Raw genomic sequence first — 25130 nt, 5'->3', positions numbered from 1 at the left:
GCCGGTCGATTAACCGACGGTCTCTGCCATACGTTGCCACAGCGCATAGTGCACCCGCCCGGATTTTTGCTCCCGGTGCAGGCGCCAGCTGGCTGGAAGGCCGAGCGTCGAGGGCGCCGTTTCGCTTTCAGTATAGATCCACGCGGCGTCGGCCAGCCATTGGCGCTCTTCCAGCAGTGTGCAGGCAGCGGGCAACAGGTTCTGGTTGAACGGTGGATCGAGAAATACCAGGTCGAACGGCGTCGCCGGCTGGGTTTCCAGGTAGCGCAAGGCGTCGGCGGTCTGCACGTGACCGGTGGTGCAGCGCAGGGTGCCCAGGTGCTCGCGCAGACTGGAAACGGCAATGTTGCTACTGTCCAGCGCCTGGCCCATGGCAGCGCCACGGGACAGGGCTTCGAGGAACAGTGCGCCGCTACCGGCAAACGGGTCGAGCACTTTGGCCCCGACGACGTACGGTGCGAGCCAGTTGAACAGGGTTTCGCGGACGCGGTCCGGGGTCGGGCGCAGGCCCGGAGCGTCCGGGAAGCTCAGGCGACGGCTACGCCATTCTCCGCCGATGATACGCAGCTGACCAACGCCGTTATGGACGTTGTGAACAGGTTTTTTGCTGGGACGCGATGGGCTGGCCATTAATGCTCCGGAACCCCGAGCGGTTGCTCGGCAGGTTTGTCAGTAGGGGCCGGTAACGGCTTTTGTGGAACGGTTGGCCCGGCGCTGACAATAACCATTTTGTCAGCGCTCAGGTGTTTGTTCAGCGCAGTCTTGACCTGGTCGACGGTCAGGCTTTGGGACTGTTGCATGAAGTCTTCAAGGTAGCTCAGTGACAGGTTGTAGAAACCCATGGCACCAAGCTGACCGACGATATCGGCGTTGCTCGCGGTGGACAGCGGGAAGCTGCCGGCCAGTTCACGCTTGGCGTCGTCCAGTTCTTTCTGGGTCGGACCGGTTTTCAGGTAATCGGCGAGAACGTCCTGGACCAGTTTCAGCGTTCCTTCGCTCATCTCGGCGCGGGTTTGCAGATTGATCATGAACGGCCCGCGGACCTGCATCGGGGAGAAACCGGAGTATACGCCATAGGTCAGGCCGCGCTTCTCGCGGACTTCGTCCATCAGCCGTGTACCGAAACCACCACCGCCGAGGATCTGGTTGCCCAGGGACAGCGCCGCGTAGTCCGGATCATCACGGTCAATGCCCAGTTGCGCGAGCATCAGATTGGTCTGATTGGACGGGAACTCGATATGGCCAATACTGGCCTTTGGCTCAACCGGTTGCTCGATTTTGGCCAGCGCCGGACCTTTCGGCAGCGCGGCGGAAACTTGCGCGGCAACGGCTTCGGCTTCCGTGCGTGACAGGTCGCCGACCAAGGCAATCACCACATTGCCAGCGGCATAAGCCTTGTCATGGAACGTCCGTATTTGCGCGGGGGTGATCGACGGAATACTTTTCGCCGTGCCATCGCTGGCGTGGGCATAAGGATGATTGCCGTACAAGCGATTCATCAGCTCAAGGCTCGCCAGTTTGCCGGGGCTCTGCTTCTGATATTCGAAACCGGCGAGCATCTGGTTTTTGATTCGCGCCAGCGAGTCAGCCGGGAGTGTCGGTTTGCCCACGACTTCGGCAAACAGCTTCAAGGCAGGTGCGCGTTTATCAACGGCGCTCAAGCTGCGCAGCGATGCTATCGCCATGTCTTTATAAGCACCATTGCCAAAATCGGCACCTAAACCTTCGAAGCCTTCGGCAATCGCGCCGACGTCTTTACCAGCCACGCCTTCATTGAGCATGGCGTTTGTCAGCAGCGCCAGACCGGGTGTGCTGCCATCCTGGCTGCTACCCGCGGCGAAGGTCAGGCGCATGTCGAACATCGGCAGTTCGCGGGCTTCAACGAACAGCACCTTGGCGCCTTCGGCGGTTTTCCAGGTTTGTACGTCCAGCGCACGGTGGCTTGGCGCCTTGCCGTCCAGCTCGGTCAGCGATTGCAGCTTTTTGCTGGCCTTGGCCTGATCGAGTGCCTGGCTGGCATCGGATTGGCCTGGGCGGCTGAAGTAGAAACCCAGTGAAACGACCAGCGCGACGAGTACCAGGCCGATCAAGGCCAGGCGTGATTTTTTGCGCTCACTCATGTGTTGTCTCCTCGGGCAGGACATGCGCAACGCTGAGACGTTCGCGGGTGAAATAGGTGCGGGCGGCGTTGCGGATGTCTTCCGGAGTCACGCTTTGCAGCTCGGCGAGTTCGGTATCCATCAGTTTCCAGGACAGACCGACGCTCTCCAGCTGGCCGATGGCAGTGGCCTGGCTGGTGATCGAGTCACGCTCGAAGACCAGGCCGGCGATCACCTGGGCGCGGACGCGTTCCAGTTCATCCGTGGTGGGGGCGGTGGTTTTCAACTGTTCGAGCAGGCGCCACAGGCCCGCTTCGGTCTGGGCCATGGTTTTCTTTTTCTGGGAGTTGGGCGTCGCAGAAAGCGTGAACAGACTGTCGCCACGGGTGTAGGCGTCGTAACTCGACGAGCCACCGGAGACCAGCTCTTCGCCGCGCTCCAGTTGGGTCGGAAGGCGTGCGCTGTAACCGCCATCGAGCAGGGCCGAGATCAGTCGCAAGGCATTCACCGAGCGCTTGTCCACCGCAGTGGCGATGCTTGGCACGTTGAAGCCCAGCATCAGGCTCGGCAGTTGGGTCTTCACGTGCAGGGTGATCTGGCGTTCGCCGGGCTCGGCCAGCTCCAGCGGGATCTTCGCTGGCGGTATGGCACGTTTGGCGATCGGACCAAAGTAGCGTTGGGCCAAGGCTTTGACTTCATCCGGGGTCACATCACCGACCACCACCAGCGTGGCGTTGTTCGGCACATACCAGGACTGGTACCAGCGGCGCAGGTCTTCGACCTTCATCCGGTCCAGGTCCGACATCCAGCCGATGGTCGGCGTGTGGTAACCGCTCGCCGGGTAAGCCATGGCCTTGAAGCGCTCGTAGGCCTTGGACGTCGGCTTGTCGTCGGTGCGCAGGCGACGCTCCTCCTTGATCACTTCAATTTCGCGGCTGAACTCATCGGCCGGCAGGCGCAGGTTGGCCATGCGGTCGGCTTCCAGCTCGAAAGCCACGCCCAGGCGGTCGCGAGCCAGTACCTGGTAAAAGGCGGTGAAATCGTCGCTGGTGAACGCGTTCTCTTCGGCGCCCAGATCGCGCAGGATCAACGAGGCTTCGCCGGGACCGACTTTCTCGCTGCCCTTGAACATCATGTGTTCCAGAGCGTGGGACAAACCGGTCTGGCCCGGGGTTTCATAACTGGAGCCGACCTTGTACCAGATCTGCGAAACCACCACGGGAGCGCGATGGTCTTCGCGCACGACCACTTTCAGGCCGTTGTCGAGGGTGAACTCGTGGGTGGGCTGTGGGTCGGCAGCCAGAGCTGAAAGAGGCAGACAAACTGTGCTGAGCAACAGGCCTGCGGCGCGGCGGGCTAGAGCATTCATTCGTTTTTAAACCTGTTGGGCTGCCCGCTTGGTCTTGGCGTCGGCGGGCGAGAGGTTGGGGCGTGTCATCAATCATTACCAGTACCGCGCACTATCAGCCCGTTTTCAGGCGGCCACGCGGTACTGGTAATGATTGATGACACGCCCTAGGATACTGATCCGTTTTACTGGCGGCCACGCCTATCAGGCCTTTGAACGGTCAGCAGGTTGTTTGGGTTTGCGGCTGAAGCTTTGAGTTTGTCAACTAAACTCTGCGTTTTCGCCGACGATGCCGTACCAGTCCTTCGTATTAGTCGACCTTTGAGGTGCCGATGGGCACCTCGACAAAATGTTGCGCGTGAACAAGCTGGCTAAAAAGCAGTCTGTTCTGCATCGAATATTTATCTGTCGAGGCGTCACATTGGCGCGTCGCTACCTTGAGATAGCCGTCATCCATGTTTGGTTCCAACGACGACAAGAAGAGCCCAGCTGCGGCTGGCGAGAAAAAAAGCCTGTTCGGGTGGCTGCGCAAAAAGCCGCAGGAAGCCGTCGTCGAACAGCCAAAGCCACTTCCTGAGGCCGTTCCTGAGCCGGTAATAGAAGCTGCGCCCGTTGCACAAGCGCCGGCGCCGCTGGTGTTGCCGATCACCGAGTCGGTGCATCAGCCGGTAGCTGAACCTGCTCCGGCGCAGGAAGCACCGCTGACGCCGGAAGTCGAGCACAAGCCCTGGCTGGTCCTGCCGGTGGCAGAAGAGCCGGTGGGGCTGGTCGAAGATGAGCTGGCGCCGCATATCACTCCGCCGATTCCTGCGCCAACGGTCACTCAGCAAGCGGTAGAGCTGCTGGCTGTCGAGCCGATTTCGTTTGTTGAGCCGGTTGCTGTTGAACCCGATGTCCCAGAGTCAGTGATTGCCGCATTTGTTGCTCCAGAACCTGTCCAGGCTCCGGTGCCAGTGCCAGTCGCTGCACCGGTTGTTACTGCGCCAGTTGCGCCAGTATCCAGCGCGCCGAGTGAATTGCCTGCAGCCGCGGAGCCGGTCGGTGCCAGTCGCGAAGAAAACAAAGTCGGTTTCTTTGCCCGCCTCAAGCAAGGCCTGTCCAAGACCAGTGCCAGCATCGGCGAGGGCATGGCCAGCCTGTTCCTGGGCAAGAAGCTGATCGATGACGAATTGCTGGAAGATATCGAAACCCGTCTGCTGACCGCTGACGTCGGTGTCGAAGCGACTTCGGTGATCATCCAGAGCCTGACCCAGAAGGTCGCACGTAAACAGCTGGCCGACGCCGATGCACTCTACAAGTCCCTGCAGGCCGAGCTTGCGAGCATGCTCAAACCGGTCGAGCAGCCACTGAACATCACCTCGCAGAACAAGCCATTCGTGATTCTGGTGGTTGGTGTGAACGGTGCCGGTAAAACCACCACTATTGGCAAGCTGGCGAAGAAACTGCAACTCGAAGGCAAGAAAGTCATGCTTGCGGCCGGTGATACCTTCCGTGCGGCGGCGGTCGAGCAATTACAGGTCTGGGGCGAGCGCAACAAGATCCCGGTGATCGCCCAGCATACCGGGGCCGATTCCGCGTCTGTGATCTTCGATGCAGTCCAGGCCGCCAAAGCCCGTGGCATTGATGTATTGATCGCCGACACCGCCGGTCGCCTGCACACCAAAGACAACCTGATGGAAGAACTGAAGAAGGTTCGTCGGGTTATCGGCAAACTCGACGCCGATGCGCCGCACGAAGTACTGCTGGTGCTCGACGCCGGCACTGGCCAGAACGCTATCAACCAGGCCAAACAATTCCATCAGACGGTCGAGCTGACCGGTCTGGCGTTGACTAAGCTCGATGGCACGGCCAAGGGCGGGGTGATTTTCGCCCTGGCCAAGCAATTTGGCCTGCCCATTCGCTACATCGGTGTCGGTGAAAGCATCGATGATCTGCGTACTTTTGAAGCCGAACCCTTTGTCCAGGCACTTTTTGCCGAGCGGGAGCGTTCATGATTCGTTTCGAACAGGTCGGTAAACGCTATCCGAACGGACACGTCGGCTTGCATGAGCTGAGCTTTCGAGTCCGAAGGGGCGAATTTTTGTTTGTTACGGGCCATTCCGGCGCCGGTAAAAGCACCTTATTGCGGCTGTTGCTGGCCATGGAGCGCCCGACTACTGGCAAGTTGCTGCTGGCCGGCCAGGATCTGGGTCAGATCAGCAATGCCCAGATTCCTTTCCTGCGTCGGCAGATTGGCGTGGTGTTCCAGAACCACCAGTTGCTGTTCGATCGCACGGTGTTCAACAACATCGCCTTGCCGTTGCAGATTCTTGGCTTGTCCAAGGCTGAAATCGCCAAGCGCGTGGACTCGGCCCTGGAGCGTGTGGCGCTTTCGGACAAGACCGACCTGTACCCGGGTGACCTGTCCACCGGCCAACAACAGCGCGTCGGTATTGCCCGTGCCATCGTTCACCGCCCGGCACTGCTGCTGGCGGACGAACCGACCGGTAACCTCGACCCGCGTCTGGCGGCGGAAATCATGGGTGTATTCGAAGACATCAACCGGCTGGGCACCAGCGTGCTGATCGCCAGCCACGACCTGGCGCTGATTGCCCGCATGCGTCATCGCATGCTGACGCTGCAACGCGGCCGCCTTATCGGCGACGGGGAGGCTGGGGCATGAGTGCGACACGCAGTCCGAAGGTTTCCGAGCGTGTGGCGCCAAAGGCCGCCGACCCGCAACCGCAGAAGAAAAAACGCGACGATGACGACGGCCCGGACTTCAGCACCTTGCTGCATGCCTGGATCGAGAGTCACCGCGCCAGCCTGCTGGACAGCCTGCGTCGCCTGGGCAAACAGCCGATCGGCAGCTTTTTCACCTGTCTGGTGATGGCCGTTGCCCTCAGCTTGCCGATGGGGCTTTCGCTGTTGCTGAGCAATGTCGAACGTCTAGGCGGGTCCTGGCAGCGTGCGGCGCAGATTTCCCTGTACCTGCAACTCGACGCCAGCGCCAACGAAGGCGAGCACCTGCGTGAGCAGATCAAGGGCCTGCCGGGCGTCGCGGATGCTGAGTACATCAGCCGTGATCAGGCGCTGGAAGAGTTTCAACAGCAGTCTGGCCTGGGCGAGGCGCTCAAAGAGCTGCCGCAGAATCCGTTGCCAGGCGTGGTCCTGGTGACCCCGAATGAAGTCGACAAGCCCACCCTTGAAGCATTAAGACAAAGACTTTCCGGGCTGCCGAAGGTGCAACAGGCACAGCTTGATCTAGTCTGGGTCGAGCGCCTGGCAGCGATTCTCAAGCTGGGGGACCGTTTTGTGTTCGGTCTGACCGTGCTTTTGGTTTCTGCATTACTTTTGGTGATAGGCAATACCATTCGTCTTCATATTGAAAACCGCCGCACAGAGATAGAAGTGATTAAACTCGTCGGCGGCACTGACAGCTATGTGCGTAGGCCCTTTCTATATATGGGTGCGCTTTATGGCTTCGGTGCAGGGATTTTTTCCTGGGGCGTATTGGCGTTCGGCCTCAACTGGCTGAACGACGCGGTGGTCGGGCTGGCCGGGTTGTACGGCAGTGATTTTGCACTGGCGGGGGTGCCACCCGCCGATGGTCTGTCGCTCTTGCTTGGCGCGGTGCTGTTAGGGTATATCGGTGCTTGGATTGCGGTAGCACGCCACCTAAGGGAGCTTGCGCCGAAGTAGTGTCTTTTTGCTTGTATTGACCTTTCAGCTTTCTAGGGAACTTGTCCTACGGTTCCCGGTCAATTTTCGCAGTGCTGAACTGCACGAGTTATGTGAGTCGGAGGTTTTTTCGTATGACCACTTCTTTGCAACCTGCATATGCTTTAGTCCCGGGTGCAAACCTGGAGGCTTATGTGCACACGGTGAACAGCATCCCATTGCTGACACCGGAGCAGGAGCGTGAACTGGCCGAGAGTCTCTATTATGAGCAAGATCTTGGGGCGGCTCGGCAGATGGTGCTCGCCCACCTGCGTTTTGTAGTACATATAGCGCGTAGCTATTCCGGCTACGGTCTGGCTCAGGCTGACCTGATCCAGGAAGGCAACGTCGGCCTGATGAAAGCGGTAAAACGCTTCAACCCGGAAATGGGTGTGCGCCTGGTGTCGTTCGCCGTGCACTGGATCAAGGCTGAAATCCACGAATTCATCCTGCGCAACTGGCGCATCGTCAAGGTCGCCACCACCAAGGCTCAGCGCAAGCTGTTCTTCAACCTGCGCAGCCAGAAAAAACGTCTGGCCTGGCTGAACAACGAAGAAGTCCATCGTGTGGCAGAAAGCCTCGGCGTAGAGCCGCGGGAAGTGCGCGAGATGGAAAGTCGCCTGACCGGCCATGACATGGCCTTCGACCCGGCTGCGGAAGCAGACGACGACAGCGCCTTCCAGTCGCCGGCCAACTATCTGGAAGACCACCGGTACGATCCGGCGCGTCAACTGGAAGACGCCGACTGGACCGACAACTCCAGCAGCAACCTGCACGAAGCGCTGGAAGTGCTCGACGATCGAAGCCGCGACATTCTCTACCAGCGCTGGCTGGCAGAAGATAAAGCCACGCTGCATGACCTGGCGCAGAAGTACAACGTGTCAGCCGAGCGTATTCGTCAGCTTGAGAAGAGCGCGATGAACAAGCTGAAACTGTCGATCGCCGCTTAAAACGCTGCGTCCAGACAAAAAAACGCCCCGATCTGATCGGGGCGTTTTTGTTTGTGCTGTTGTAGGAGCGAGGCTTGCCCGCGATAGCTGCGACCGAGGTATATCTGAAACATCGCGTCATCGTTCATCGCGGGCAAGCCTCGCTCCTACAGGTTCTGCATCACTCTCCAATGATCACAGCGCCCAAGGCGCCCTGCGCGAATCGTTCAACCCCGCGAGATAGCCATCCCCACCCAACTGGCCCATCTGCTGACGAATCCAGCTCGCGCGTCCTGCAACATAGCTGCTCGGATGGCTGGCGCTCCAGGCTCGCGGGTTAGGCAGTACGGCCCCCAGCAGGCTGGCCTGCTGACGCGACAAGGACGCCGCGCTGACGCCGAAGTGATGCCGAGCCGCCGCTTCGGCGCCGAACACGCCGTCATCCCACTCGACGCTGTTGAGGTACACCTCAAGAATCCGCTGCTTGGGCCAGAAGACTTCGATGAGCCCCGTGAACCAGGCTTCCAGGCCCTTGCGCAGCCAGCTGCGACCGGACCACAGAAACAGGTTTTTCGATACTTGCTGGCTCAGGGTGCTGGCACCGCGGATCGAGCCGCCTTGCTCGTTATGGGCGAGCGCCGCCTCAATCGCGCCGAAATCAAAACCCCAGTGCTCGGAGAACTTCTGGTCCTCGCCGGCAATCACCGCGATTTTCAAGTCGTCGGATATCTCGTTCCACGGCCGCCAGCTGCGTTGCAGCTCAATAGGCTCGCCGTCGAACCAGGATTCGACCTTGCGTTCGACCATCAACGCCGTCCCTGGTGGTGGCACGACGCGAAACACCAGTACCAGCAAAACGCTGCCAACTGCGAACCAGAACAGGGCTTTGGTGAAACGACGAAAAAGTAAACGCAGCATAGAGATGGCTTGGTCGAACCCGTGGAGCGGGTCATTATACAGACCTTGTTGAATGATTCTGACTGGAGTTCCTCATGCTGCGTGGCTTTCTGATGCTGGCTGCCTTCTTCGGGTTTACCGGCGTCGCCCTTGGAGCGTTTGCTGCTCATGGCCTGAAAAGTCGCCTGAGCGCGGAGTACCTGGCGATTTTTCACACAGGGGTCACTTACCAATTGGTGCACACCCTCGCATTGCTGGCGGTAGCGTTGCTGGCGACACAGATTTCCGGGCGTTTGATGAACTGGGCGGGCGCTTCATTCGCCATCGGCATCTTGCTGTTCTCCGGCAGTCTGTACCTGTTGACCCTGACCGGTGTCAGCACGCTGGGTATCGTCACGCCATTTGGCGGGTTGGCCTTTCTGGTCGGCTGGTTCTGCCTCGGCCTTGCCGCTTGGCGGTTGAGCTGACCGAGCGGTCCATTTCATGACGAATGGCTTGGGTCGGCCTGACTGATCGGGCTAGAATGCTGGCCCCTAAAAATGATGACGGCATCCGGCATGCGCATTCAGTTGAACGGTGAATCCTTCGAACTGCCCGACGGCGAAACCGTCGCGGCCCTGCTGAACCGTCTGGATCTGACCGGACGCCGGGTGGCGGTCGAACTCAATCTGGATATCGTCCCGCGCAGCCAGCACGCCGAGACGGCCCTCGCCGAGGGTGACCAGGTTGAAGTGGTGCACGCCATCGGCGGCGGTTAGATCACTCGGTTATTCAGCGTCGACACATTCTGCAGAACCTCACCCCAACAGAGGATTTCCCATGAGCAACGTTCGTAGCGATAAGCCCTTCGTCCTGGCCGGTCGTACTTACCAGTCGCGTTTGCTGGTAGGTACCGGCAAGTACCGTGACATGGAAGAAACCCGCCTGGCCATCGAGGCCTCGGGTGCCGAGATCGTCACCGTTGCCGTACGTCGGACCAATATCGGCCAGAACCCGGGTGAACCGAACCTGCTCGACATCCTGCCGCCGGATCGTTACACCATCCTGCCGAACACCGCCGGTTGCTATGACGCGATCGAAGCGGTGCGCACCTGCCGTCTGGCCCGCGAACTGCTGGATGGTCATAACCTGGTCAAGCTTGAAGTCCTGGCTGATCAGAAAACCCTGTTTCCCAACGTAATCGAAACCCTCAAGGCCGCTGAAGTACTGGTCAAAGAAGGTTTCGACGTCATGGTCTACACCAGCGATGACCCGATCATTGCCCGACAATTGGCAGAAATCGGCTGCATCGCCGTGATGCCGCTGGCCGGCCTGATCGGTACTGGCCTGGGGATCTGCAACCCGTACAACCTGCAGATCATCCTCGAAGAAGCCAGGATCCCGGTGTTGGTGGATGCGGGTGTCGGTACTGCTTCCGACGCAACCATCGCCATGGAGCTGGGTTGCGAAGCGGTGCTGATGAACTCGGCCATCGCTAACGCGCAGCAGCCGATCATGATGGCTGAAGCCATGAAACACGCCATTGTGGCAGGCCGTCTGGCATATCTCGCCGGGCGCATGCCGAAAAAACTTTATGCCAGCGCCTCCTCGCCGCTGGATGGTCTGATCAAGTAAGAGCCATTGATGACTGAATCAAACGACACGCCTATCCGGCAGGAAGAAGGCGAAGAACGCCAGCACCGCCGCATCAAGAGCTTCGTGATGCGCGCCGGGCGTATGACCGAAGGCCAGCAAAAAGGTCTGGAACAAGGTACGCCGCTGTTCGTTCTGCCGCTGGCCGATGCGCCGGTGGACTTCGACCAGGTGTTCGGTCGTTCCGCGCCGCGCACCCTGGAAATCGGTTTCGGCATGGGTCATTCGCTGCTGGAAATGGCTGCGGCTTCACCGGAACAGGATTTCATCGGCGTTGAAGTTCACCGTCCGGGTGTCGGCGCGCTGCTCAATGGCGTGCTGACTCAGGGCCTGACCAACCTGCGGGTCTACGATTGCGATGCGATCGAAGTGCTCAATCGTTGTATCGCGGATAACAGCCTCGATCGCCTGCTGCTGTTTTTTCCGGACCCGTGGCACAAGAGCCGCCACCACAAGCGTCGCATCGTTCAAGAGTCGTTCGCTGAGCTGGTGCGTAGCAAGTTGAAAGTTGGCGGCGTGCTGCATATGGCCACCGATTGGGAACCCTATGCCGAGTACATGCTGGAAGTCATGGACGTCGCGCCGGGCTACCGCAACCTCGCCGAAGACGGCAAATGCGTACCGCGTCCGGCCGAACGCCCGATCACCAAGTTCGAACGCCGTGGCGAACGTCTTGGGCATGGCGTGTGGGATTTGAAGTTCGAAAAGCTGGCCTGATCAGCCAGTGCTGAAATGATCGTTCCCACGCTCTGCGTGGGAATGCACATCCCGTGACGCTCTGCCTCACAGCCAAAATCGGACGCAGAGCGTCCATGGCGGCGTTACCACGCGGAGCGTGGGAACGATCAATGGCTCAGCGGCGGTCTGCGACGACGCCGATCAACACCAGCACCACCAACAACACCGGCGCCAGGCTGTAGTTGTTGAACTGGCTCAGGCCGCGAACAATCCACGGTGTGGCGTAGATCAGTGCGGCGCCGCTGCCGATCATGCACAGCAGGGCCATCAACGGGACGCGCAAGGCGCCGGCGATGCTGCCCAGGCGTTGCTCGATCCAGCCTTTGATGTCTGCGCCGAACAGCACCAGCAGGCAGCCGACAAGCGCCAGAGCGATTTCCGAAAGGTTGCTGCGACTCCAGCGGGACACGGTGGCGAGCAGGTCGAGTACCAGATCCATTCGATTTCCTTAGATCAGAAAATATTGCAGCAAGTCATTGAGGAATAGCTGTCCGCGGGCGGTGGCCGTCAGGCGTGTGGGTTCGACCTGCAATAAGCCACTTTGTTCGGCCTCGCGACGGCCTTCGGCAAGGCTTTCCAGCGTCAGACCGGTGCGCTCCGGATACAGCCGCGCCTCGACACCGTCAGTCAGGCGCAGGGCGTTCATCAGGAACTCGAACGGTAGCTCTTCGTTGGTCAGGGCTTTCTCACCAGCCTTATAGCTTTTGGCTGGGTTGAGGTAGTCCTTCGGCAGGCGCGTTTTCCAGGTGCGGACAATGCGCCCGTCCGAATGGCTGAGCTTGCCGTGCGCCCCGGCACCGATGCCGATGAAGTCACCGAAACTCCAGTAATTGAGGTTATGCCGCGCCGGGCGACCGGGTTGGGCATACGCCGACACTTCGTACTGGGCGTAACCGTGCTCGGCCAGCAGCGCTTGCCCGGCCTCCTGAATATCCCACAGGGTGTCGTCTTCCGGGAGGGTCGGCGGCTGATTCCAGAACACGGTGTTCGGCTCCAGCGTCAGCTGATACCAGGACAGATGAGTCGGCTTCAATGCGATGGCTTGACGCAAGTCGTCCAGGGCATCGTCCAGGGACTGATCGGGCAAACCGTGCATCAGGTCCAGGTTGAAGTTGTCGAACCCGGCCTGTCGGGCCATGCCAGCGGCGCGAATCGCTTCATCGCCGTTGTGGATCCGCCCCAGCGCCTTGAGTTTCTCTTGCTGGAAGCTCTGAATACCAATCGATAGACGATTGATGCCCAAAGCGCGGTAAGCGACGAATTTTTCTTGCTCGAAAGTCCCGGGGTTAGCCTCCAGGGTGATTTCGATGTCGCTGGCAAACGGAATTCGCTGCTCCACACCTTTAAGCAAACGGCCCAACGCTTGCGCGCTGAACAGGCTTGGTGTGCCGCCGCCGAAGAAAATCGAACTCAGCTCACGGCCGTAAACCGCATGCAGGTCTTGATCAAGGTCAGCCAACAGGGCGTCCACATACTCCTCTTCCGGCAGCACGGGGCTGGCAGTGTGGGAGTTGAAGTCGCAATACGGGCATTTGCGCACGCACCACGGGATGTGGATGTACAGCGCCAGGGGCGGCAGCTGGAGCAGGGCCGCGCGAGGCGTCTGCGAACCGCCGAAAATCAGCGGCTGCACGGATGAATCCTGAGTCATGCCAGACCCAAACGCTGATGCAGCAGAGCCATGGCGCGGGCGCGATGGCTCAGCTGGTTTTTCTCGGTCGGGCTGAGTTGTGCACTGGAGCAAGCGCGTTCCGGCACCCAGAACAGCGGGTCGTAGCCGAAACCGTGCTCGCCGCTGGCTTGGGTCAGGATACGGCCGTGCCACAGCCCTTCGCAGAGAATCGGCAACGGATCATCGGCATGTCGCACCAGCGCCAGCACACAAACGAACTGCGCGCCGCGTTCGGCCTCAGGCACATCTTTCAAGACATTCAGCAGTTTGGCGTTGTTGGCCGCATCGCCCTGGCCGTCGGCGTAGCGTGCCGAGTAGATACCTGGCGCACCGCCGAGGAAGTCCACCGCCAGCCCTGAATCGTCAGCCAATGCCGGCAGGCCAGAAATACGTGCGGCGTTACGGGCCTTGAGAATGGCGTTTTCGACGAACGACAGGCCGGTTTCTTCTGGCTCGACGCTGCTGAACTCGCCGATCGAGCGCAAGTGCACCGACTCGCCGAGCATGGCCTGGAGTTCTTTGAGTTTGCCGGCGTTATGGCTGGCCAATACGAGTTGCGTGAAGTTCATTATTCGCCCGGGAAAAGCTCTTGGTTGAAACTGAAGCTGTTGGTGTCGCTGCCAGTTTGAACGTTGATCGTGAAGGTACGGGTTTCCTGCTGGTCCACAGGGAATTGCGCGATGTAGTAGACCGCGCCTTGTTCAGTGATCTGTTTGAAGCTCAACGGGATGCTCTTGCTGGTCAGGTCCTTTACCGAGCCACTGACCTGTGCGATCACCGGTTTGTTGGCCTTGAGCACCGCCACGTTGATCACGCCCTGGTTCTTGCTGCGGATCAGCTCTGCCGCTTTGGCAATATCCGGTTGCAAGTAGGTGGAATTGAAGGTGTTGTAGTGCACCGTCAGATCACCGAAGGTTTCCTGGCGATCGCTCTTGATTGCTTCGGCCGCCATGGCCGTAACGCTCAGGCAGGCTGTGAGCAGAAACAGAGCTAAACGACCCATGATCGTTCTCCTCGAAATAACGTGGTTTACACCGCGACCTTGTGGTCTTGCAGTCCGGGGCTGCTGACGCGGTAGATGCCGATCTCACCTAATAGATTAGGCCATAGCTTACTGGCCCACCCATGTCGATGTTGTTGATCGACGGCAAGGCGATCGATGACCCGCGCTTCACGCTCACGACACAGTTCTTCGAAGTCTCCGAACGTGCAGAAGTGGATGTTCGGCGTGTTGTACCAGGTGTAGGGCAGGAACTCCGAAACGGGCATCCGGCCTTTGCTGGCCAGGTACCAGCGGCAGCGCCAGTGACCGAAGTTGGGGAAGGTAATGATGCACTGACGGCCGACCCGCAGCATTTCGTCGAGGATCCGGTCCGGGTAGTGCACGGCTTGCAGGGCCTGAGTCATGACAACGATATCGAAACTGTTGCTGGCAAAGTTGCCAAGCCCTTTGTCCAGATCCTGCTCAATGACGTTGATGCCCTTGGCCACGCACTCGGCAATGTTGTCCGGGTCGTTTTCCAGACCGTAGCCAGTGACTTGCTTGTGGTCCCGCAGCCAGGTCAGCAGTTCGCCATCACCGCAACCGAGGTCGAGCACGCGGCTGCCGGCGGGGATCCATTCTTGGATGATTTCCAGGTCGGCTCTCATGGCGTCCTCAAAGCGAAATTCGGTTCATGTAGTTGCTAAACGCCTGCAGATAGCGCGGGATCGGAATCAGGAAGGCGTCGTGGCCTTGCGGAGCATCGATCTCCAGGTAGCAGACGTCTTTCTTGGCTGCCATCAGTGCGTCCACCAGCTCCCGCGAGCGGGCCGGCGAGAAGCGCCAGTCGGTGGTAAAGGACATCACGCAGAATTTCGACTTGGCACCGGCGAAGGTTTTCGCCAGGTTATCGTCGAAGTTCGCCGCCGGATCGAAGTAGTCCAGCGCTTTGGTCATCAGCAGGTAAGTGTTGGCATCAAAACGCCCGGAAAACTCTTCGCCCTGATAACGCAGGTAACTTTCAACCTGGAACTCGACGCTGTGGAAGTCGTAGTTAAGCTTTTCGCTCTTGAGGCCACGGCCGAATTTCTCGCCCATGGAGTCGTCCGACAGGTAGGTGATGTGCCCGACCATCCGCGCCAGCATCAACCCGCGCTTGGGGATCACGCCCAGTTCCTGGAACGAACCGCCATGGAACTCGGGATCGGTCAGGATTGCCTGGCGGGCCACCTCGTTGAAGGCGATGTTCTGCGCAGACAATTTGGGCGCCGAGGCAATCGCCAGGCAGTGGCGGATGCGGTCGGGGTAGCTGATGCTCCACTGCAAGGCTTGCATGCCGCCCAGACTGCCGCCGATTACTGCGGCCCACTGGCTGATGCCCAGCAGATCGGCAAGACGCGCCTGGCTGTGGACCCAGTCTTCCACGGTCAGCACCGGGAAATCGGCGCCAAACGGCTTGCCGTTTTCCGGGTTGATGCTGCTCGGGCCGGTGGAGCCGTTGCAGCCGCCGAGGTTGTTCAGGCTGACGACGAAGAATTTATTGGTATCAATCGGCTTGCCGGGGCCGATGCAGCTGTCCCACCAGCCGGGCTTGCGGTCAGCGGGGCTGTGAAAGCCTGCCGCGTGGTGGTGACCGGACAAGGCGTGACAGATCAGCACGGCGTTGCTGGCCGTGGCGTTCAGCTTGCCATAGGTTTCGTAGATCAGGTCGTAGGCAGCTAGTGAACGACCGCAGGCAAGGGCCAGGGGTTCGCTGAAGTGCGCCATTTGCGGCGTCACCAGACCAACAGAATCGTGGGGAAAGACAGTGGACATCGACCCTGCTCTCGCTTGAATGAGGCGTAAGTCTAAAGACCGCTGCCCAGACCAGCAACCAAGGATTCAATGATCGTTCCCACGCGCCACAAAGGAATGCATCCGGTGACGCTCCGCGTCACCTCCAAAGCGGACGCAGAGCGTGGAGCGTGGGAACGATCTTGACGCAGTCTGCCAGCCTTAACGCACCAGTCCCGGCAAATCCGGAAGCTTCTTCGGCGAGTTCACCCGAACCCGTTTTTGTCGATTCAACTCACCGCTGATCAGACTCACCTGGCTCTTGGAAACCCCAAACGCCTTGGCCAGAAACGCCATTAGGTGTGCGTTGGCCTTGCCTTCGACCGGTGGCGCGGTGAGGCGGATTTTCAGCCGCTCACCATGCAGCCCCGCGAACTCGTCGCTACGGGCTGCAGGTTGCAGGTGACACTCCAGAATCAGATCGTCACCGTCCCAACGGAAATAGCTCATTCAGAAAGACCTGGGCTAGATCAGCAGGCGCAGGATTTCCGGCATCATGGTCATGGCGGCGAGGTTGTTGATCACCAGCATGTCCAGCAGCTTGAGCACCATGAACGCCAGGATCGGCGAAATATCCAGGCCGCCGAGGTTCGGCAGGATTTTGCGGAATGGCGCCAGGGCCGGTTCGCAGATCTGATTGACCAGTTCGGCGCCCGGGTTATGGCTGCCAGGAGCGACCCAGGAGAGGATCACGCTGATGATCAGGGCGTAGAAGAAAATCTTAAGGAACAGTGCCGTCGCGCCAATGATTGACCAGATCAGCAATTGCAGCGGGTTGCCGGTGGTGCCGTAGGTCAACAACAGGGTCAGGGCCATCAAGGCCAGCTGCACGATGATCGCCAACACCAGTGAGGACATGTCCAGGCCGAACATGCTTGGAATGATCCGGCGCAGGGGCTTGAGCAGTGGTTGGGTGGCGCGCACGGCGAACTGGCAGAGCGGGTTGTAGAAGTTCGCCCGCACCAGTTGCAGCACAAAGCGCAGCAGCACGATCAGCAGATACAGACTGCCGAGGGTTTGCAGCACGTAAACCGCTGCGGTATTCAATCCAATCATTCTTGGCTCCTTATTGACCCAGTTGTTCGGCCATTTCGGCCGAGCGGTGCGCAGCGGCGCCGAGTGCTTTTTCCACCAGAGCTTCGAAGCCGCCAGCCTGGAACGACTTGATTGCAGCTTCTGTGGTGCCCGCAGGTGAAGTCACGCGGCGACGCAGTTCGGCGGCGTCGACATCACTGGCAACTGCCATGTGCGCGGCGCCCAAGGCGGTTTGCAGGGTCAGTTGCGCGGCGGTTTCCCGTGGCAGGCCAAGCTTCTCGCCGGCAGCGGTCATGGCTTCGATCAGCAGGAAAAAATACGCCGGGCCACTGCCGGAGACGGCGGTGACGGCATCGAGCTGCTGTTCCTGGTCCAGCCACAGGGCGATGCCGACAGCCGAGAGCAGCTCTTGGGCTTGCTGACGTTGCTCGGCGGAAACCCGGGCAGTGGCGTACAGGCCGCTGACGCCCTGGCGCAGCAACGCCGGGGTGTTGGGCATGCAACGTACGATCGGCTGCTCACCGAGCCACTTGTTCATGCTGGCGCAGGTGATGCCGGCAGCGATGGACACCACCAGTTGATGGGGTTGCAGGCTTGGGCGCAGAGCTTCACACACAGCCTTCATCGCCTGGGGTTTGACCGCCAGGACGATCACATCGGCGCCCTGAACAGCTTCGGCGTTGTCGGCGAACAGTTCGATGCCGTGTTCGGCATGGACTTTGGCCCGGGTTTCGGCGCCCGGATCGCTGGCGCAGATCTGTGCCGCTTCCAGCCCCTTGGCGCGCAGGCCGCCGATCAGACTGGCGGCCATGTTGCCAGCACCGATAAAGGCAATACGAGTCTTGCTCATGACAGGTCCTTATAGAGAGGTGAGTCAGCCACGTTCAGGGCTGGCCGTAATCGCGGGCGCCAAACAGTGCGGTACCGATCCGTACCCAGGTGGCGCCTTGGGCGATGGCCGATTCCAGATCGTGGCTCATGCCCATGGAAAGCGTGTCGAGTGGCAAATTCAGGCTGGATTGCAAGGTTTGCACCGCCGCAAAGGCGGCGTCCTGGGCGGCACGATCTTCAGTCGGCTCGGGAATGGCCATCAACCCGCGCAGTTTCAAGCGCGGCAAGGCACTGATGGCGCTGGCCAGGGCAGGCAAGTCGGCCGGGGTGCAACCGGACTTGCTGGCTTCACCGCTGACATTGACCTGAATACAGATGTTCAGCGGCGGTAGTTCGGCAGGACGTTGTTCGGACAGGCGTTGTGCGATTTTCAAACGATCCACGGAGTGCACCCAAGCGAAGTTCTCGGCGATAGCGCGAGTCTTGTTCGATTGAATGGGGCCGATGAAGTGCCAACTCAAGGGCAGATCAGCCAATTCGAGCTGTTTGCCCAAGGCTTCCTGCAGATAGTTCTCACCGAAGTCGCGGATCCCGGCGGCGTAAGCCTCGCGTAGCGCCTCGGCGGGTTTGGTCTTGCTCACAGCCAGCAGGCGGACGCTGTTTTCGTCACGTTGCGCGGCAAGTGCCGCGGCGCGGATCCGTGCATCAACCTGAGCGATGTTGTCTGCTATCGTGGACATTCAATGTGCGCCAGGGGTTTGAGGTTTGCGGCATTCTACTGGAATTGGGGAGCGCTATGGATATCACTGAGCTGCTGGCCTTCAGCGTCAGGCAGGGGGCGTCCGACTTGCACCTTTCCGCTGGCTTGCCACCGATGATCCGGCTTGATGGTGATGTGCGGCGGATTAATTTGCCAGCGTTGGACCACAAGCAGGTTCATGAGCTGATTTACGACATCATGAACGACAAGCAACGGGCGGATTTCGAGGAACTGCTGGAACTCGACTTCTCTTTCGAGGTGCCTGGTGTGGCGCGCTTTCGGGTCAACGCGTTCAACCAGAATCGGGGCATCGGCGCGGTGTTGCGGACTATTCCATCGAAAGTCCTGAGCCTGGACGATCTTGGTATGGATGAAGTGTTTCGCAAGATTACCGATGTGCCCCGCGGGCTGGTGCTGGTCACCGGGCCGACCGGCTCGGGCAAGTCGACTACCCTGGCGGCGATGATCGATTACCTGAATAACCATCGACATCACCACATCCTCACCATCGAAGACCCTATCGAGTTCGTCCACGAGTCGAAGAAGTGCCTGATCAACCAGCGTGAAGTGCACCGCGATACCCGAAGTTTTTCCACCGCGCTGCGTTCGGCCCTGCGTGAAGACCCGGACGTGATTCTTGTGGGCGAGATGCGCGACCTGGAGACTATCCGTCTGGCGCTGACGGCTGCAGAGACCGGGCACCTGGTGTTCGGAACGCTGCACACCACTTCTGCGGCGAAAACCATCGATCGGGTGGTGGACGTGTTTCCAGCACAGGAGAAATCGATGGTTCGGTCGATGCTTTCCGAGTCGTTGCAGGCGGTAATTTCTCAGAGTCTGATCAAAAAGATTGGTGGTGGCAGGGTTGCGGCCCACGAAATCATGATCGGCACCCCGGCAATTCGTAATTTGATCCGTGAAGACAAGGTTGCGCAGATGTACTCGTCAATGCAGACCGGTAGCTCGGTGGGGATGCAAACCCTGGATATGTGTCTCAAGGACCTTGTGGCCAAGGGCTTGATCAGCCGCGAGCACGCCCGTGAGAAGGCCAGGTCGCCGGATGGTTTTTGAAGTGGGAAATGAGGGCCTTGATCGTTCCCACGCTGCGCGTGGGAATGCCTCACTGGACGCTCTGCGTCCGCTTTTTGAATGTGACGCAGAGCGTCACTGGCTGCATCCCCACGCTGGAGCGTGGGAACGATCTAAACTCGAAGGCTTCAAATCAACGCTGAACAATACGCATGGCGTTCGGGTCTTTCGGCAGTACCCGCTTGGCGACGACGTAGTGGCTTTCCCAGTACGGCTTTTTCAGTGTATCGATGGTCACCGACTTGCCGCGGCGCGGCGCATGGATGAAGCGGTCATTGCCCAGGTAGATGGCCACGTGGTTGACCTTGTGGCTTTTGATGTTGAAGAAGATCAGATCGCCTGGCTTGAGGTCCTTACGGTCGACTTTCTGTCCGTGACCGCTGGCCATGGCATTCGAGGTGCGTGGCAGATCGGCCTCGTCGACATCGGTGAACGCGTATTTCACCAGGCCGCTGCAATCGAAACCTTTACTTGGGCTGCTACCGCCCCAACGATAAGGAGTACCCAACACGTTCACGGCACGGCTCAACACGTTGCTGCTTTGCTTGGTCGCCATTGGCGGGACCTGAGTGGTGTCGGCCTTGCTCAGATGAATCGGGTGTTTTACAGAATGTTTGTGTTTAGTGGTGGCTAGTGAAACGTGGGATTTCGGTGTGTGACCATTAACGTTTGGAAGACGTTGCTCACGATTGGTGGCGTGGGCGGCCAGTGGCATTAATAGGCAAATGGTTAGCCATGTCTTGAAAAATGGACGCATAAGGCAAGGCTCTATGTAGGTAAGCGCGCAACTTTATAACAGCTTTTTGGGCCTTTTTAAGGCCGCTGGTCGATTCAACCTGGGGGTCAAGTTCGGCAAATATGCGGTAAATTGGCGCAACTGTCCGACACAAGTCAGGCGCTACAAGGCTTTGCGCCGACTGCAAGGTCGATGAGCCACACGTCGGCTCGACACAAAAAAGTCACAGAGCTACTAAAAAAATTTATCTATCACGTCGAAAGAGGGAACCCATGAGCACCTATCGTCAGGATGTTTCGCCGCAGGACACCCACAGTAAGGTGATCGGTTACCTGCTCTGGATTTTCGGCTTTACCGGAGCGCATCGCTTCTATTACGGCAAGCCGGTGACCGGGACTCTCTGGTTTTTCACCTTCGGTTTGCTCGGGATTGGCTGGCTGATCGATTTGTTTCTGATTCCAGGCATGGATCGCGAAGCCGACCTGCGATTTACCGCAGGCCCGATCGAGTACAACGTCGCCTGGATCCTGCTGGCGTTCCTCGGTGTGTTCGGTTTGCATCGCATGTATCAGGGAAAATGGATCAGCGGGATTATTTACCTGCTGACCGGAGGGTTGTTCCTGATTGGTGTGCTGTATGACTTCTGGACGTTGAATGACCAGATTTCCATCAGGAATGCACAGCGTCGTTAAATGATTGTTCCCACGCTCGCGCGATGATCGTTCCCACGCTCTGCGTGGGAATGCAGCCCGTGACGCTCCGCGTCACGAAGCGGACGCAGAGCGTTCGGTGAGGCGTTCCCACGCGGGAGCGTGGGAACGATCATCAACTGCTGTAGCTGATCCGCCCGTCCACCAGCGTGTAACGCACGGCCGCCGGCAGGCTATGGCCGAGGAACGGGCAGTTTTCGCCTTTGGACAGCCAGGCCTCACCGGCAACCGTCGACGCGGCCGGATCGAACAGCACCAGGTCGGCAGGCGCGCCTGCCGCAAGCTTGCCAGCTGGCAGGCGCAGTGCGTTGGCCGGTCCGGCACTCAGGCGCGCCAATAGCGTTGGCAGATCCAGCAAACCATCTTCAACCAGGGTCATGGCCAATGGCAGCAGCAATTCGACACTGCTGATGCCCGGTTCGGTAGCACCGAACGGCGCCAGTTTGGCGTCCAGTTCATGGGGCTGGTGATGGCTGGAAATGGCCTGAACCACGCCAGATTTCACCGCCGCGCGCAGGCCATCGCGGTCGGCGCGGGTGCGCAGCGGTGGTTGCACGTGATACAGGCTGTTGAAATCGATCAGCGCTTCGTCCGTCAGAATCAATTGATACAGTGCCACATCGGCAGTCACCGGCAACCCGCGAGCCTGGGCCTGCGCGATCAGGGCCACGCCACGTGCGCTGGTCAGCTGGCTGAAGTGCGCGCGCACGCCGCTTTGCTCGACCAACAGCAGATCCCGGGCCAGAGCCACGGTTTCGGCGGTTTCCGGAATCCCCGGCAAACCCAGGAAGCTGGCGGTCGGGCCCTCGTGGGCCAGGCCGCCCTCTGCCAAATAATGATCCTGAGAGTGGAAAATCACCGTCAAATCGAAAGTCGCTGCGTATTCCAGCGCCCGACACAGGGTGCGGGTGTTGCGGAAACTGTCCAGGCCGTTGCCAAACGCGACGCAGCCGGCATCGCGCAGGGCGATCAGCTCTGCCAGCTGCTCGCCTTCCAGGCCTTTGCTCAATGCGCCGATCGGGAAAACCTTGCAGTTGCCGGCTTCGCGAGCGCGGTCCAGGATCAGTTCGGCGACTGCCGAGGTATCGAGTACCGGTTTGGTCCGGGGCGGGCAGCACAGGCTAGTGACGCCACCGGCCGCGGCAGCGCGGGTTTCGCTGGCAATCGTGCCTTTGCGGCTGTAACCCGGCTCGCGCAGGGCGACATTCAGGTCGACGAGGCCGGGTGCGGCCACAAGGCCTTTGGCGTCGATGGTGTCGACGGCAACGAAACCGGCCGGAGCAGCGCCAAGGGCGACGATCTTGCAGGCTTCGACGTGGATATCGGTAACTTGATCCAGACCGCTGTCTGGATCGATGACGCGGGCGCCGAGGATGCTGAGCTTCACTGGGCGTTCTCCTGCTGGAATTGACGCTGGGCAGTTTGCCCGCTCATGGCCATGGACAGCACGGCCATACGTATTGCGATGCCATAGGTCACCTGGTTGAGGATCACCGAGTGCGGACCGTCGGCTACCGCCGATTCAATCTCCACCCCACGGTTGATCGGCCCTGGGTGCATGACGATGGCATCCGGTTTGGCGCCGGCCAGACGCGCGGTGGTCAGGCCGAACAAACGGTAGAACTCGCCTTCGCTCGGCAGCAAGCCGCCGGTCATGCGCTCGCGCTGCAGGCGCAGCATGATCACCACGTCGACGTCTTTCAGACCTTCGGTCATGTCGGTATAGACCTTCACGCCGTACTGCTCGATACCGATTGGCAGCAATGTTTTCGGCGCGATCACGCGGATATCCGGGCATCCGAGGGTCTTCAGCGCGAGCATGTTCGAGCGCGCGACCCGCGAGTGCAGGATGTCGCCGACGATGGCCACCGAGAGGTTTTCAAAACCACCCTTGTGCCGACGGATGGTCAGCATGTCGAGCATGCCCTGGGTCGGGTGCGCGTGACGGCCGTCGCCACCGTTGATAATCGCCACCTGCGGGCATACGTGTTCGGCGATGAAGTGTGCTGCACCGGAATCGCCGTGGCGCACTACGAACATATCGGCAGCCATGGCTTCAAGGTTGCGCAGGGTGTCGAGCAGGGTTTCGCCTTTGCTCGCGGAGGAGGTCGACACGTTCAGCGTGATGACGTCCGCCGACAGCCGCTGGGCGGCCAGTTCGAAGGTGGTACGGGTGCGGGTGGAGTTCTCGAAGAACACGTTGCACACGGTTTTGCCGCGCAGCAACGGGACTTTTTTGACCGCCCGGGCGCCGACTTCAAGGAAGGAGTCAGCGGTGTCGAGGATTTCGGTCAGCAACTCGCGGCGCAAACCGTCGAGCGAGAGGAAGTGGCGCAGCTGGCCCTGATCATTGAGCTGCAGCGGGCGCTTGGTATTGAGAGGCGTCATCGCAATGGACTCTTAAAGGGCGAGGTCTTGAAGTTCGAGTTGGAACGGCGCAGGGCCGGACAGCTTTACCCTTTCGTTTGCGGCAAGTGACAGCGTGGCGCCGACCACATTCGGTCGGATCGGCAGCTCGGCGGCGTTCAGATCCAGCAGGCAGACCAGCGTGACGCTGGCAGGGCGGCCGTAATCGAAAAGCTCGTTGAGCGCCGCGCGGATGGTCCGTCCGCTCATCAGCACATCGTCGATCAGCACCAGATGCTGGCCTTCGATCTCGAATGGCAGCTCGGATGGGCGCACTTGTGGGTGCAGGCCATTCTGGCTGAAGTCGTCGCGGTAGAAAGAGACATCCAGCGTGCCCAGTGGCGAATTGCTGCCCAGGGCTTCCAGCAAGGCCTGGGCAACCCAGACGCCGCCAGTGCGAATGCCGATGTAGCGCGGCTCGCTGATGGCGCGTTGGGCCAGGTGGACCTTGAGATCGATCGCCATCTGGCTGATCAGTTCGGTGGGGTTGGGCAGGCTCATGGTTGCTCCTTCATGGGCCCGAGCCGGGTTCTGCACAATGAGGCTCGGGTTGTAACTGCTTGGTTTGCGGCCAGGAGGCGCGTCGCTGATGACAGCCACACGTCTTCAGGATTCGACTTTTCAGGATTCGAACAGCGCTGCATTTTCGTCGAGCCAGCCTTGCAGCAGCAGGGCTGCGGCGATGGCGTCGACCGGGTTGTCGCGATAGCTGCCACGCTGGCCGCCGCGGGCCAGGCGTTCGCCCTTGGCCTCGAAGGTGGTCAGGCGTTCATCATGGGTATAGAAGGGCAGGTTGTAGCGGCCATTCAAGCGCCTGGCGAATTTCTCGGCACGCGCGCACATGTCGCTGGGCGTGCCATCCATGTTCAGCGGCAGGCCAACCACCACGGCGTCGGGTTTCCACTCTTTGATCAGTGCTTCGACCTGATTCCAGTCGGGAATGCCGTTCTGCGCCTTCAGGGTGCAGAGTTCACGGGCCTGGCCGGTAATCACCTGGCCGACGGCGACGCCGATCTGTTTGGTCCCGAAGTCGAAACCCAGCAGCAAACGCAATGCGGCCATCAGGCGTGCCCCGCCTGGCTGGTCAACAGGTTCAGGTTGATGCCCAATCGCTTGGCAGCTGCTTCCAGGCGCAGTTCGCTGCTGGTGTTGAACAGAATGTCAGCGTCGAACGGACAGGTCAGCCAGGCGTTTTCGGCCAGTTCGGCCTCCAGTTGCCCGGCGTCCCAGCCGGAGTAGCCGAGGGCGATCAGGCTTTTTGGCGGGCCAACGCCATCGGCGATGGCGAACAGCACATCCTGGGAAGTCGACAGCGCCAGGCCGTTGAGCTCCACCGTTGCCTGGTAGGTCGAACCGCTGGGGTGCAAGACAAACCCGCGGTCGGTCTGCACCGGGCCACCGGTAAAGATCGGCACGTGCTGGCAGAGCGGCGCAGGCTCGATGTCGGGGCGCAGCTGTTCGAGGATGTCCGCCAGGCTCAGGTCCTGTGGGCGATTGATCACCAACCCCATGGCACCATTGGCAGTGTGCTCGACGATGTAGATCAAGGAATGCGCAAAGTTCGGGTCGGCCATATGCGGCATGGCGATCAGGAAGTGATGCTTGAGGTAGCTGGGGCTGACGTTCTTCATGTGCGCTAGTGTGGCGTTGGCGGGGCGAGCTGACAAGCTGGTGATGCACAGGAAATGGTGAGCGGTACTCCCCCGTAGCAGCTGGCGAAGCCTGCGTTCGAGG

Annotated in this window: 31 protein-coding genes; 10 read left to right on the top strand and 21 right to left on the bottom strand. The window is 60.0% G+C overall.

Features of this window, described 5'->3' with window-relative positions; all coding sequences use genetic code 11:
* Positions 1 to 9: 9 nt before the first annotated feature.
* From rsmD to AC07UI_RS01130, 4 genes are all read right to left on the bottom strand, one after another.
* Complete coding sequence (gene rsmD, locus AC07UI_RS01145; protein ID WP_494990730.1) at positions 10 to 630, bottom strand: 16S rRNA (guanine(966)-N(2))-methyltransferase RsmD; 621 nt, start codon at positions 628 to 630, stop codon at positions 10 to 12.
* Entirely contained in the window at positions 630 to 2120 is a 1491-nt protein-coding gene (locus AC07UI_RS01140; RefSeq protein WP_494990729.1) for a M16 family metallopeptidase, read from the bottom strand. The genes rsmD and AC07UI_RS01140 overlap by 1 nt, the downstream gene beginning before the upstream one ends.
* Complete coding sequence (locus AC07UI_RS01135; protein ID WP_494990728.1) at positions 2113 to 3468, bottom strand: M16 family metallopeptidase; 1356 nt, start codon at positions 3466 to 3468, stop codon at positions 2113 to 2115. Before AC07UI_RS01135 ends, AC07UI_RS01140 begins: the two co-directional genes overlap by 8 nt.
* 289 nt (positions 3469 to 3757) lie before the next feature.
* Positions 3758 to 3904 (bottom strand): hypothetical protein, encoded by a 147-nt coding sequence (locus AC07UI_RS01130; protein ID WP_494990727.1) that lies wholly within the window; start codon positions 3902 to 3904, stop codon positions 3758 to 3760.
* On the opposite strand from AC07UI_RS01130, the gene ftsY reads away from it, so the two are divergent.
* From ftsY to rpoH, 4 genes are all read left to right on the top strand, one after another.
* Entirely contained in the window at positions 3903 to 5441 is a 1539-nt protein-coding gene (gene ftsY / locus AC07UI_RS01125) for a signal recognition particle-docking protein FtsY (RefSeq protein ID WP_494990726.1), read from the top strand. The two genes, AC07UI_RS01130 and ftsY, sit on opposite strands and share 2 nt — an antisense overlap.
* On the top strand, positions 5438 to 6109 hold the full coding sequence (ftsE, locus tag AC07UI_RS01120) for a cell division ATP-binding protein FtsE (protein WP_494990725.1): 672 nt from the start codon (positions 5438 to 5440) through the stop codon (positions 6107 to 6109). The genes ftsY and ftsE overlap by 4 nt, the downstream gene beginning before the upstream one ends.
* Entirely contained in the window at positions 6106 to 7128 is a 1023-nt protein-coding gene (ftsX, locus tag AC07UI_RS01115; protein WP_494990724.1) for a permease-like cell division protein FtsX, read from the top strand. Before ftsE ends, ftsX begins: the two co-directional genes overlap by 4 nt.
* Positions 7129 to 7241: 113 nt before the next feature.
* Positions 7242 to 8096 carry an RNA polymerase sigma factor RpoH gene (rpoH, locus tag AC07UI_RS01110; protein WP_494990723.1) on the top strand — a complete coding sequence of 285 codons (855 nt, stop codon included), beginning with the start codon at positions 7242 to 7244 and terminating at the stop codon, positions 8094 to 8096.
* A gap of 174 nt (positions 8097 to 8270) precedes the next feature.
* Here rpoH and mtgA read toward each other — a convergent pair whose 3' ends face one another.
* On the bottom strand, positions 8271 to 8993 hold the full coding sequence (gene mtgA / locus AC07UI_RS01105) for a monofunctional biosynthetic peptidoglycan transglycosylase (protein ID WP_494990722.1): 723 nt from the start codon (positions 8991 to 8993) through the stop codon (positions 8271 to 8273).
* A gap of 74 nt (positions 8994 to 9067) precedes the next feature.
* On the opposite strand from mtgA, the gene AC07UI_RS01100 reads away from it, so the two are divergent.
* The 4 genes from AC07UI_RS01100 to trmB all read left to right on the top strand — a co-directional run bounded on the left by AC07UI_RS01100 (position 9068) and on the right by trmB (position 11321).
* On the top strand, positions 9068 to 9439 hold the full coding sequence (locus AC07UI_RS01100) for a DUF423 domain-containing protein (RefSeq protein WP_494990721.1): 372 nt from the start codon (positions 9068 to 9070) through the stop codon (positions 9437 to 9439).
* A gap of 90 nt (positions 9440 to 9529) precedes the next feature.
* On the top strand, positions 9530 to 9730 hold the full coding sequence (thiS, locus tag AC07UI_RS01095; protein ID WP_494991175.1) for a sulfur carrier protein ThiS: 201 nt from the start codon (positions 9530 to 9532) through the stop codon (positions 9728 to 9730).
* Between the two features lie 61 nt (positions 9731 to 9791).
* Positions 9792 to 10586 (top strand): thiazole synthase, encoded by a 795-nt coding sequence (locus AC07UI_RS01090; protein WP_494990720.1) that lies wholly within the window; start codon positions 9792 to 9794, stop codon positions 10584 to 10586.
* Positions 10587 to 10595: 9 nt separating this feature from the next.
* Entirely contained in the window at positions 10596 to 11321 is a 726-nt protein-coding gene (trmB, locus tag AC07UI_RS01085; RefSeq protein ID WP_494990719.1) for a tRNA (guanosine(46)-N7)-methyltransferase TrmB, read from the top strand.
* A gap of 136 nt (positions 11322 to 11457) precedes the next feature.
* On the opposite strand, the gene AC07UI_RS01080 is transcribed toward trmB, so the two are convergent.
* The 10 genes from AC07UI_RS01080 to AC07UI_RS01035 all read right to left on the bottom strand — a co-directional run bounded on the left by AC07UI_RS01080 (position 11458) and on the right by AC07UI_RS01035 (position 18435).
* Positions 11458 to 11781, bottom strand: coding sequence for a DUF3392 domain-containing protein (locus AC07UI_RS01080; protein WP_494990718.1), 324 nt, complete (start codon positions 11779 to 11781; stop codon positions 11458 to 11460).
* Between the two features lie 9 nt (positions 11782 to 11790).
* Positions 11791 to 12993, bottom strand: coding sequence for a radical SAM family heme chaperone HemW (gene hemW, locus AC07UI_RS01075; RefSeq protein ID WP_494990717.1), 1203 nt, complete (start codon positions 12991 to 12993; stop codon positions 11791 to 11793).
* Positions 12990 to 13583 (bottom strand): RdgB/HAM1 family non-canonical purine NTP pyrophosphatase, encoded by a 594-nt coding sequence (gene rdgB / locus AC07UI_RS01070; protein ID WP_494990716.1) that lies wholly within the window; start codon positions 13581 to 13583, stop codon positions 12990 to 12992. The genes hemW and rdgB overlap by 4 nt, the downstream gene beginning before the upstream one ends.
* Positions 13583 to 14017 (bottom strand): DUF4426 domain-containing protein, encoded by a 435-nt coding sequence (locus AC07UI_RS01065; protein ID WP_494990715.1) that lies wholly within the window; start codon positions 14015 to 14017, stop codon positions 13583 to 13585. Before AC07UI_RS01065 ends, rdgB begins: the two co-directional genes overlap by 1 nt.
* A 26-nt stretch (positions 14018 to 14043) precedes the next feature.
* Positions 14044 to 14664 carry a methionine biosynthesis protein MetW gene (gene metW, locus AC07UI_RS01060; protein WP_494990714.1) on the bottom strand — a complete coding sequence of 207 codons (621 nt, stop codon included), beginning with the start codon at positions 14662 to 14664 and terminating at the stop codon, positions 14044 to 14046.
* A gap of 7 nt (positions 14665 to 14671) precedes the next feature.
* The gene (metX, locus tag AC07UI_RS01055; RefSeq protein ID WP_494990713.1) at positions 14672 to 15811 is read right to left on the bottom strand and encodes a homoserine O-succinyltransferase MetX; all 1140 of its coding nucleotides are present in this window, start codon (positions 15809 to 15811) and stop codon (positions 14672 to 14674) included.
* A gap of 180 nt (positions 15812 to 15991) precedes the next feature.
* Positions 15992 to 16279: a DUF167 domain-containing protein gene (locus AC07UI_RS01050; RefSeq protein ID WP_494990712.1), complete on the bottom strand. Its 288-nt coding sequence runs from the start codon at positions 16277 to 16279 to the stop codon at positions 15992 to 15994.
* 15 nt (positions 16280 to 16294) lie between these two features.
* A complete protein-coding gene (locus AC07UI_RS01045; RefSeq protein ID WP_494990711.1) occupies positions 16295 to 16885 on the bottom strand; it encodes a YggT family protein in 591 nt (196 codons plus the stop codon).
* Between the two features lie 10 nt (positions 16886 to 16895).
* The gene (proC, locus tag AC07UI_RS01040) at positions 16896 to 17714 is read right to left on the bottom strand and encodes a pyrroline-5-carboxylate reductase (RefSeq protein ID WP_494990710.1); all 819 of its coding nucleotides are present in this window, start codon (positions 17712 to 17714) and stop codon (positions 16896 to 16898) included.
* Positions 17715 to 17748: 34 nt separating this feature from the next.
* Entirely contained in the window at positions 17749 to 18435 is a 687-nt protein-coding gene (locus AC07UI_RS01035) for a YggS family pyridoxal phosphate-dependent enzyme (protein WP_494990709.1), read from the bottom strand.
* 56 nt (positions 18436 to 18491) lie between these two features.
* On the opposite strand from AC07UI_RS01035, the gene AC07UI_RS01030 reads away from it, so the two are divergent.
* Positions 18492 to 19526 (top strand): type IV pilus twitching motility protein PilT, encoded by a 1035-nt coding sequence (locus AC07UI_RS01030; protein WP_494990708.1) that lies wholly within the window; start codon positions 18492 to 18494, stop codon positions 19524 to 19526.
* Positions 19527 to 19677: 151 nt separating this feature from the next.
* On the opposite strand, the gene AC07UI_RS01025 is transcribed toward AC07UI_RS01030, so the two are convergent.
* Positions 19678 to 20301 (bottom strand): C40 family peptidase, encoded by a 624-nt coding sequence (locus AC07UI_RS01025; protein ID WP_494990707.1) that lies wholly within the window; start codon positions 20299 to 20301, stop codon positions 19678 to 19680.
* Positions 20302 to 20552: 251 nt separating this feature from the next.
* On the opposite strand from AC07UI_RS01025, the gene AC07UI_RS01020 reads away from it, so the two are divergent.
* Positions 20553 to 20972: an NINE protein gene (locus tag AC07UI_RS01020; RefSeq protein ID WP_494990706.1), complete on the top strand. Its 420-nt coding sequence runs from the start codon at positions 20553 to 20555 to the stop codon at positions 20970 to 20972.
* Between the two features lie 133 nt (positions 20973 to 21105).
* Here the strand turns inward: AC07UI_RS01020 and AC07UI_RS01015 are convergent, their stop codons facing one another.
* The 5 genes from AC07UI_RS01015 to AC07UI_RS00995 all read right to left on the bottom strand — a co-directional run bounded on the left by AC07UI_RS01015 (position 21106) and on the right by AC07UI_RS00995 (position 25027).
* Entirely contained in the window at positions 21106 to 22377 is a 1272-nt protein-coding gene (locus AC07UI_RS01015) for a dihydroorotase (RefSeq protein WP_494990705.1), read from the bottom strand.
* Positions 22374 to 23378, bottom strand: coding sequence for an aspartate carbamoyltransferase catalytic subunit (locus AC07UI_RS01010; RefSeq protein ID WP_494990704.1), 1005 nt, complete (start codon positions 23376 to 23378; stop codon positions 22374 to 22376). Before AC07UI_RS01010 ends, AC07UI_RS01015 begins: the two co-directional genes overlap by 4 nt.
* Before the next feature lie 12 nt (positions 23379 to 23390).
* A complete protein-coding gene (gene pyrR, locus AC07UI_RS01005; RefSeq protein ID WP_494990703.1) occupies positions 23391 to 23897 on the bottom strand; it encodes a bifunctional pyr operon transcriptional regulator/uracil phosphoribosyltransferase PyrR in 507 nt (168 codons plus the stop codon).
* A gap of 120 nt (positions 23898 to 24017) precedes the next feature.
* Positions 24018 to 24458, bottom strand: coding sequence for a Holliday junction resolvase RuvX (ruvX, locus tag AC07UI_RS01000; RefSeq protein ID WP_494990702.1), 441 nt, complete (start codon positions 24456 to 24458; stop codon positions 24018 to 24020).
* Positions 24458 to 25027 carry a YqgE/AlgH family protein gene (locus AC07UI_RS00995; protein WP_494991174.1) on the bottom strand — a complete coding sequence of 190 codons (570 nt, stop codon included), beginning with the start codon at positions 25025 to 25027 and terminating at the stop codon, positions 24458 to 24460. Before AC07UI_RS00995 ends, ruvX begins: the two co-directional genes overlap by 1 nt.
* Between the last annotated feature and the right edge of the window lie 103 nt (positions 25028 to 25130).

The sequence above is a fragment of the Pseudomonas sp. GW821-FHT04C07 genome (genome assembly GCF_059420325.1).
This window is presented reverse-complemented; position numbering and strand designations above follow the sequence as displayed.

Bases quoted from the DNA above. Each gene is read 5' to 3' on its own strand.
- ftsY (WP_494990726.1), top strand. From the start codon at position 3,903: ATGTTTGGTTCCAACGACGACAAGAAGAGCCCAGCTGCGGCTGGCGAG.
- mtgA (WP_494990722.1), bottom strand. From the start codon at position 8,993: ATGCTGCGTTTACTTTTTCGTCGTTTCACCAAAGCCCTGTTCTGGTTC.
- hemW (WP_494990717.1), bottom strand. From the start codon at position 12,993: ATGACTCAGGATTCATCCGTGCAGCCGCTGATTTTCGGCGGTTCGCAG.
- AC07UI_RS01050 (WP_494990712.1), bottom strand. From the start codon at position 16,279: ATGAGCTATTTCCGTTGGGACGGTGACGATCTGATTCTGGAGTGTCAC.
- AC07UI_RS01135 (WP_494990728.1), bottom strand. From the start codon at position 3,468: ATGAATGCTCTAGCCCGCCGCGCCGCAGGCCTGTTGCTCAGCACAGTT.
- AC07UI_RS01090 (WP_494990720.1), top strand. From the start codon at position 9,792: ATGAGCAACGTTCGTAGCGATAAGCCCTTCGTCCTGGCCGGTCGTACT.
- AC07UI_RS01100 (WP_494990721.1), top strand. From the start codon at position 9,068: ATGCTGCGTGGCTTTCTGATGCTGGCTGCCTTCTTCGGGTTTACCGGC.
- AC07UI_RS01035 (WP_494990709.1), bottom strand. From the start codon at position 18,435: ATGTCCACGATAGCAGACAACATCGCTCAGGTTGATGCACGGATCCGC.
- rsmD (WP_494990730.1), bottom strand. From the start codon at position 630: ATGGCCAGCCCATCGCGTCCCAGCAAAAAACCTGTTCACAACGTCCAT.
- rdgB (WP_494990716.1), bottom strand. From the start codon at position 13,583: ATGAACTTCACGCAACTCGTATTGGCCAGCCATAACGCCGGCAAACTC.
- AC07UI_RS01025 (WP_494990707.1), bottom strand. From the start codon at position 20,301: ATGCGTCCATTTTTCAAGACATGGCTAACCATTTGCCTATTAATGCCA.
- ruvX (WP_494990702.1), bottom strand. From the start codon at position 24,458: ATGGCCGCATTGCGTTTGCTGCTGGGTTTCGACTTCGGGACCAAACAG.
- thiS (WP_494991175.1), top strand. From the start codon at position 9,530: ATGCGCATTCAGTTGAACGGTGAATCCTTCGAACTGCCCGACGGCGAA.
- pyrR (WP_494990703.1), bottom strand. From the start codon at position 23,897: ATGAGCCTGCCCAACCCCACCGAACTGATCAGCCAGATGGCGATCGAT.
- AC07UI_RS01020 (WP_494990706.1), top strand. From the start codon at position 20,553: ATGAGCACCTATCGTCAGGATGTTTCGCCGCAGGACACCCACAGTAAG.
- AC07UI_RS01065 (WP_494990715.1), bottom strand. From the start codon at position 14,017: ATGGGTCGTTTAGCTCTGTTTCTGCTCACAGCCTGCCTGAGCGTTACG.
- AC07UI_RS01010 (WP_494990704.1), bottom strand. From the start codon at position 23,378: ATGACGCCTCTCAATACCAAGCGCCCGCTGCAGCTCAATGATCAGGGC.
- metX (WP_494990713.1), bottom strand. From the start codon at position 15,811: ATGTCCACTGTCTTTCCCCACGATTCTGTTGGTCTGGTGACGCCGCAA.
- AC07UI_RS00995 (WP_494991174.1), bottom strand. From the start codon at position 25,027: ATGAAGAACGTCAGCCCCAGCTACCTCAAGCATCACTTCCTGATCGCC.
- AC07UI_RS01045 (WP_494990711.1), bottom strand. From the start codon at position 16,885: ATGATTGGATTGAATACCGCAGCGGTTTACGTGCTGCAAACCCTCGGC.
- metW (WP_494990714.1), bottom strand. From the start codon at position 14,664: ATGAGAGCCGACCTGGAAATCATCCAAGAATGGATCCCCGCCGGCAGC.
- trmB (WP_494990719.1), top strand. From the start codon at position 10,596: ATGACTGAATCAAACGACACGCCTATCCGGCAGGAAGAAGGCGAAGAA.
- AC07UI_RS01080 (WP_494990718.1), bottom strand. From the start codon at position 11,781: ATGGATCTGGTACTCGACCTGCTCGCCACCGTGTCCCGCTGGAGTCGC.
- AC07UI_RS01140 (WP_494990729.1), bottom strand. From the start codon at position 2,120: ATGAGTGAGCGCAAAAAATCACGCCTGGCCTTGATCGGCCTGGTACTC.
- AC07UI_RS01030 (WP_494990708.1), top strand. From the start codon at position 18,492: ATGGATATCACTGAGCTGCTGGCCTTCAGCGTCAGGCAGGGGGCGTCC.
- rpoH (WP_494990723.1), top strand. From the start codon at position 7,242: ATGACCACTTCTTTGCAACCTGCATATGCTTTAGTCCCGGGTGCAAAC.
- proC (WP_494990710.1), bottom strand. From the start codon at position 17,714: ATGAGCAAGACTCGTATTGCCTTTATCGGTGCTGGCAACATGGCCGCC.
- ftsX (WP_494990724.1), top strand. From the start codon at position 6,106: ATGAGTGCGACACGCAGTCCGAAGGTTTCCGAGCGTGTGGCGCCAAAG.
- AC07UI_RS01130 (WP_494990727.1), bottom strand. From the start codon at position 3,904: ATGGATGACGGCTATCTCAAGGTAGCGACGCGCCAATGTGACGCCTCG.
- ftsE (WP_494990725.1), top strand. From the start codon at position 5,438: ATGATTCGTTTCGAACAGGTCGGTAAACGCTATCCGAACGGACACGTC.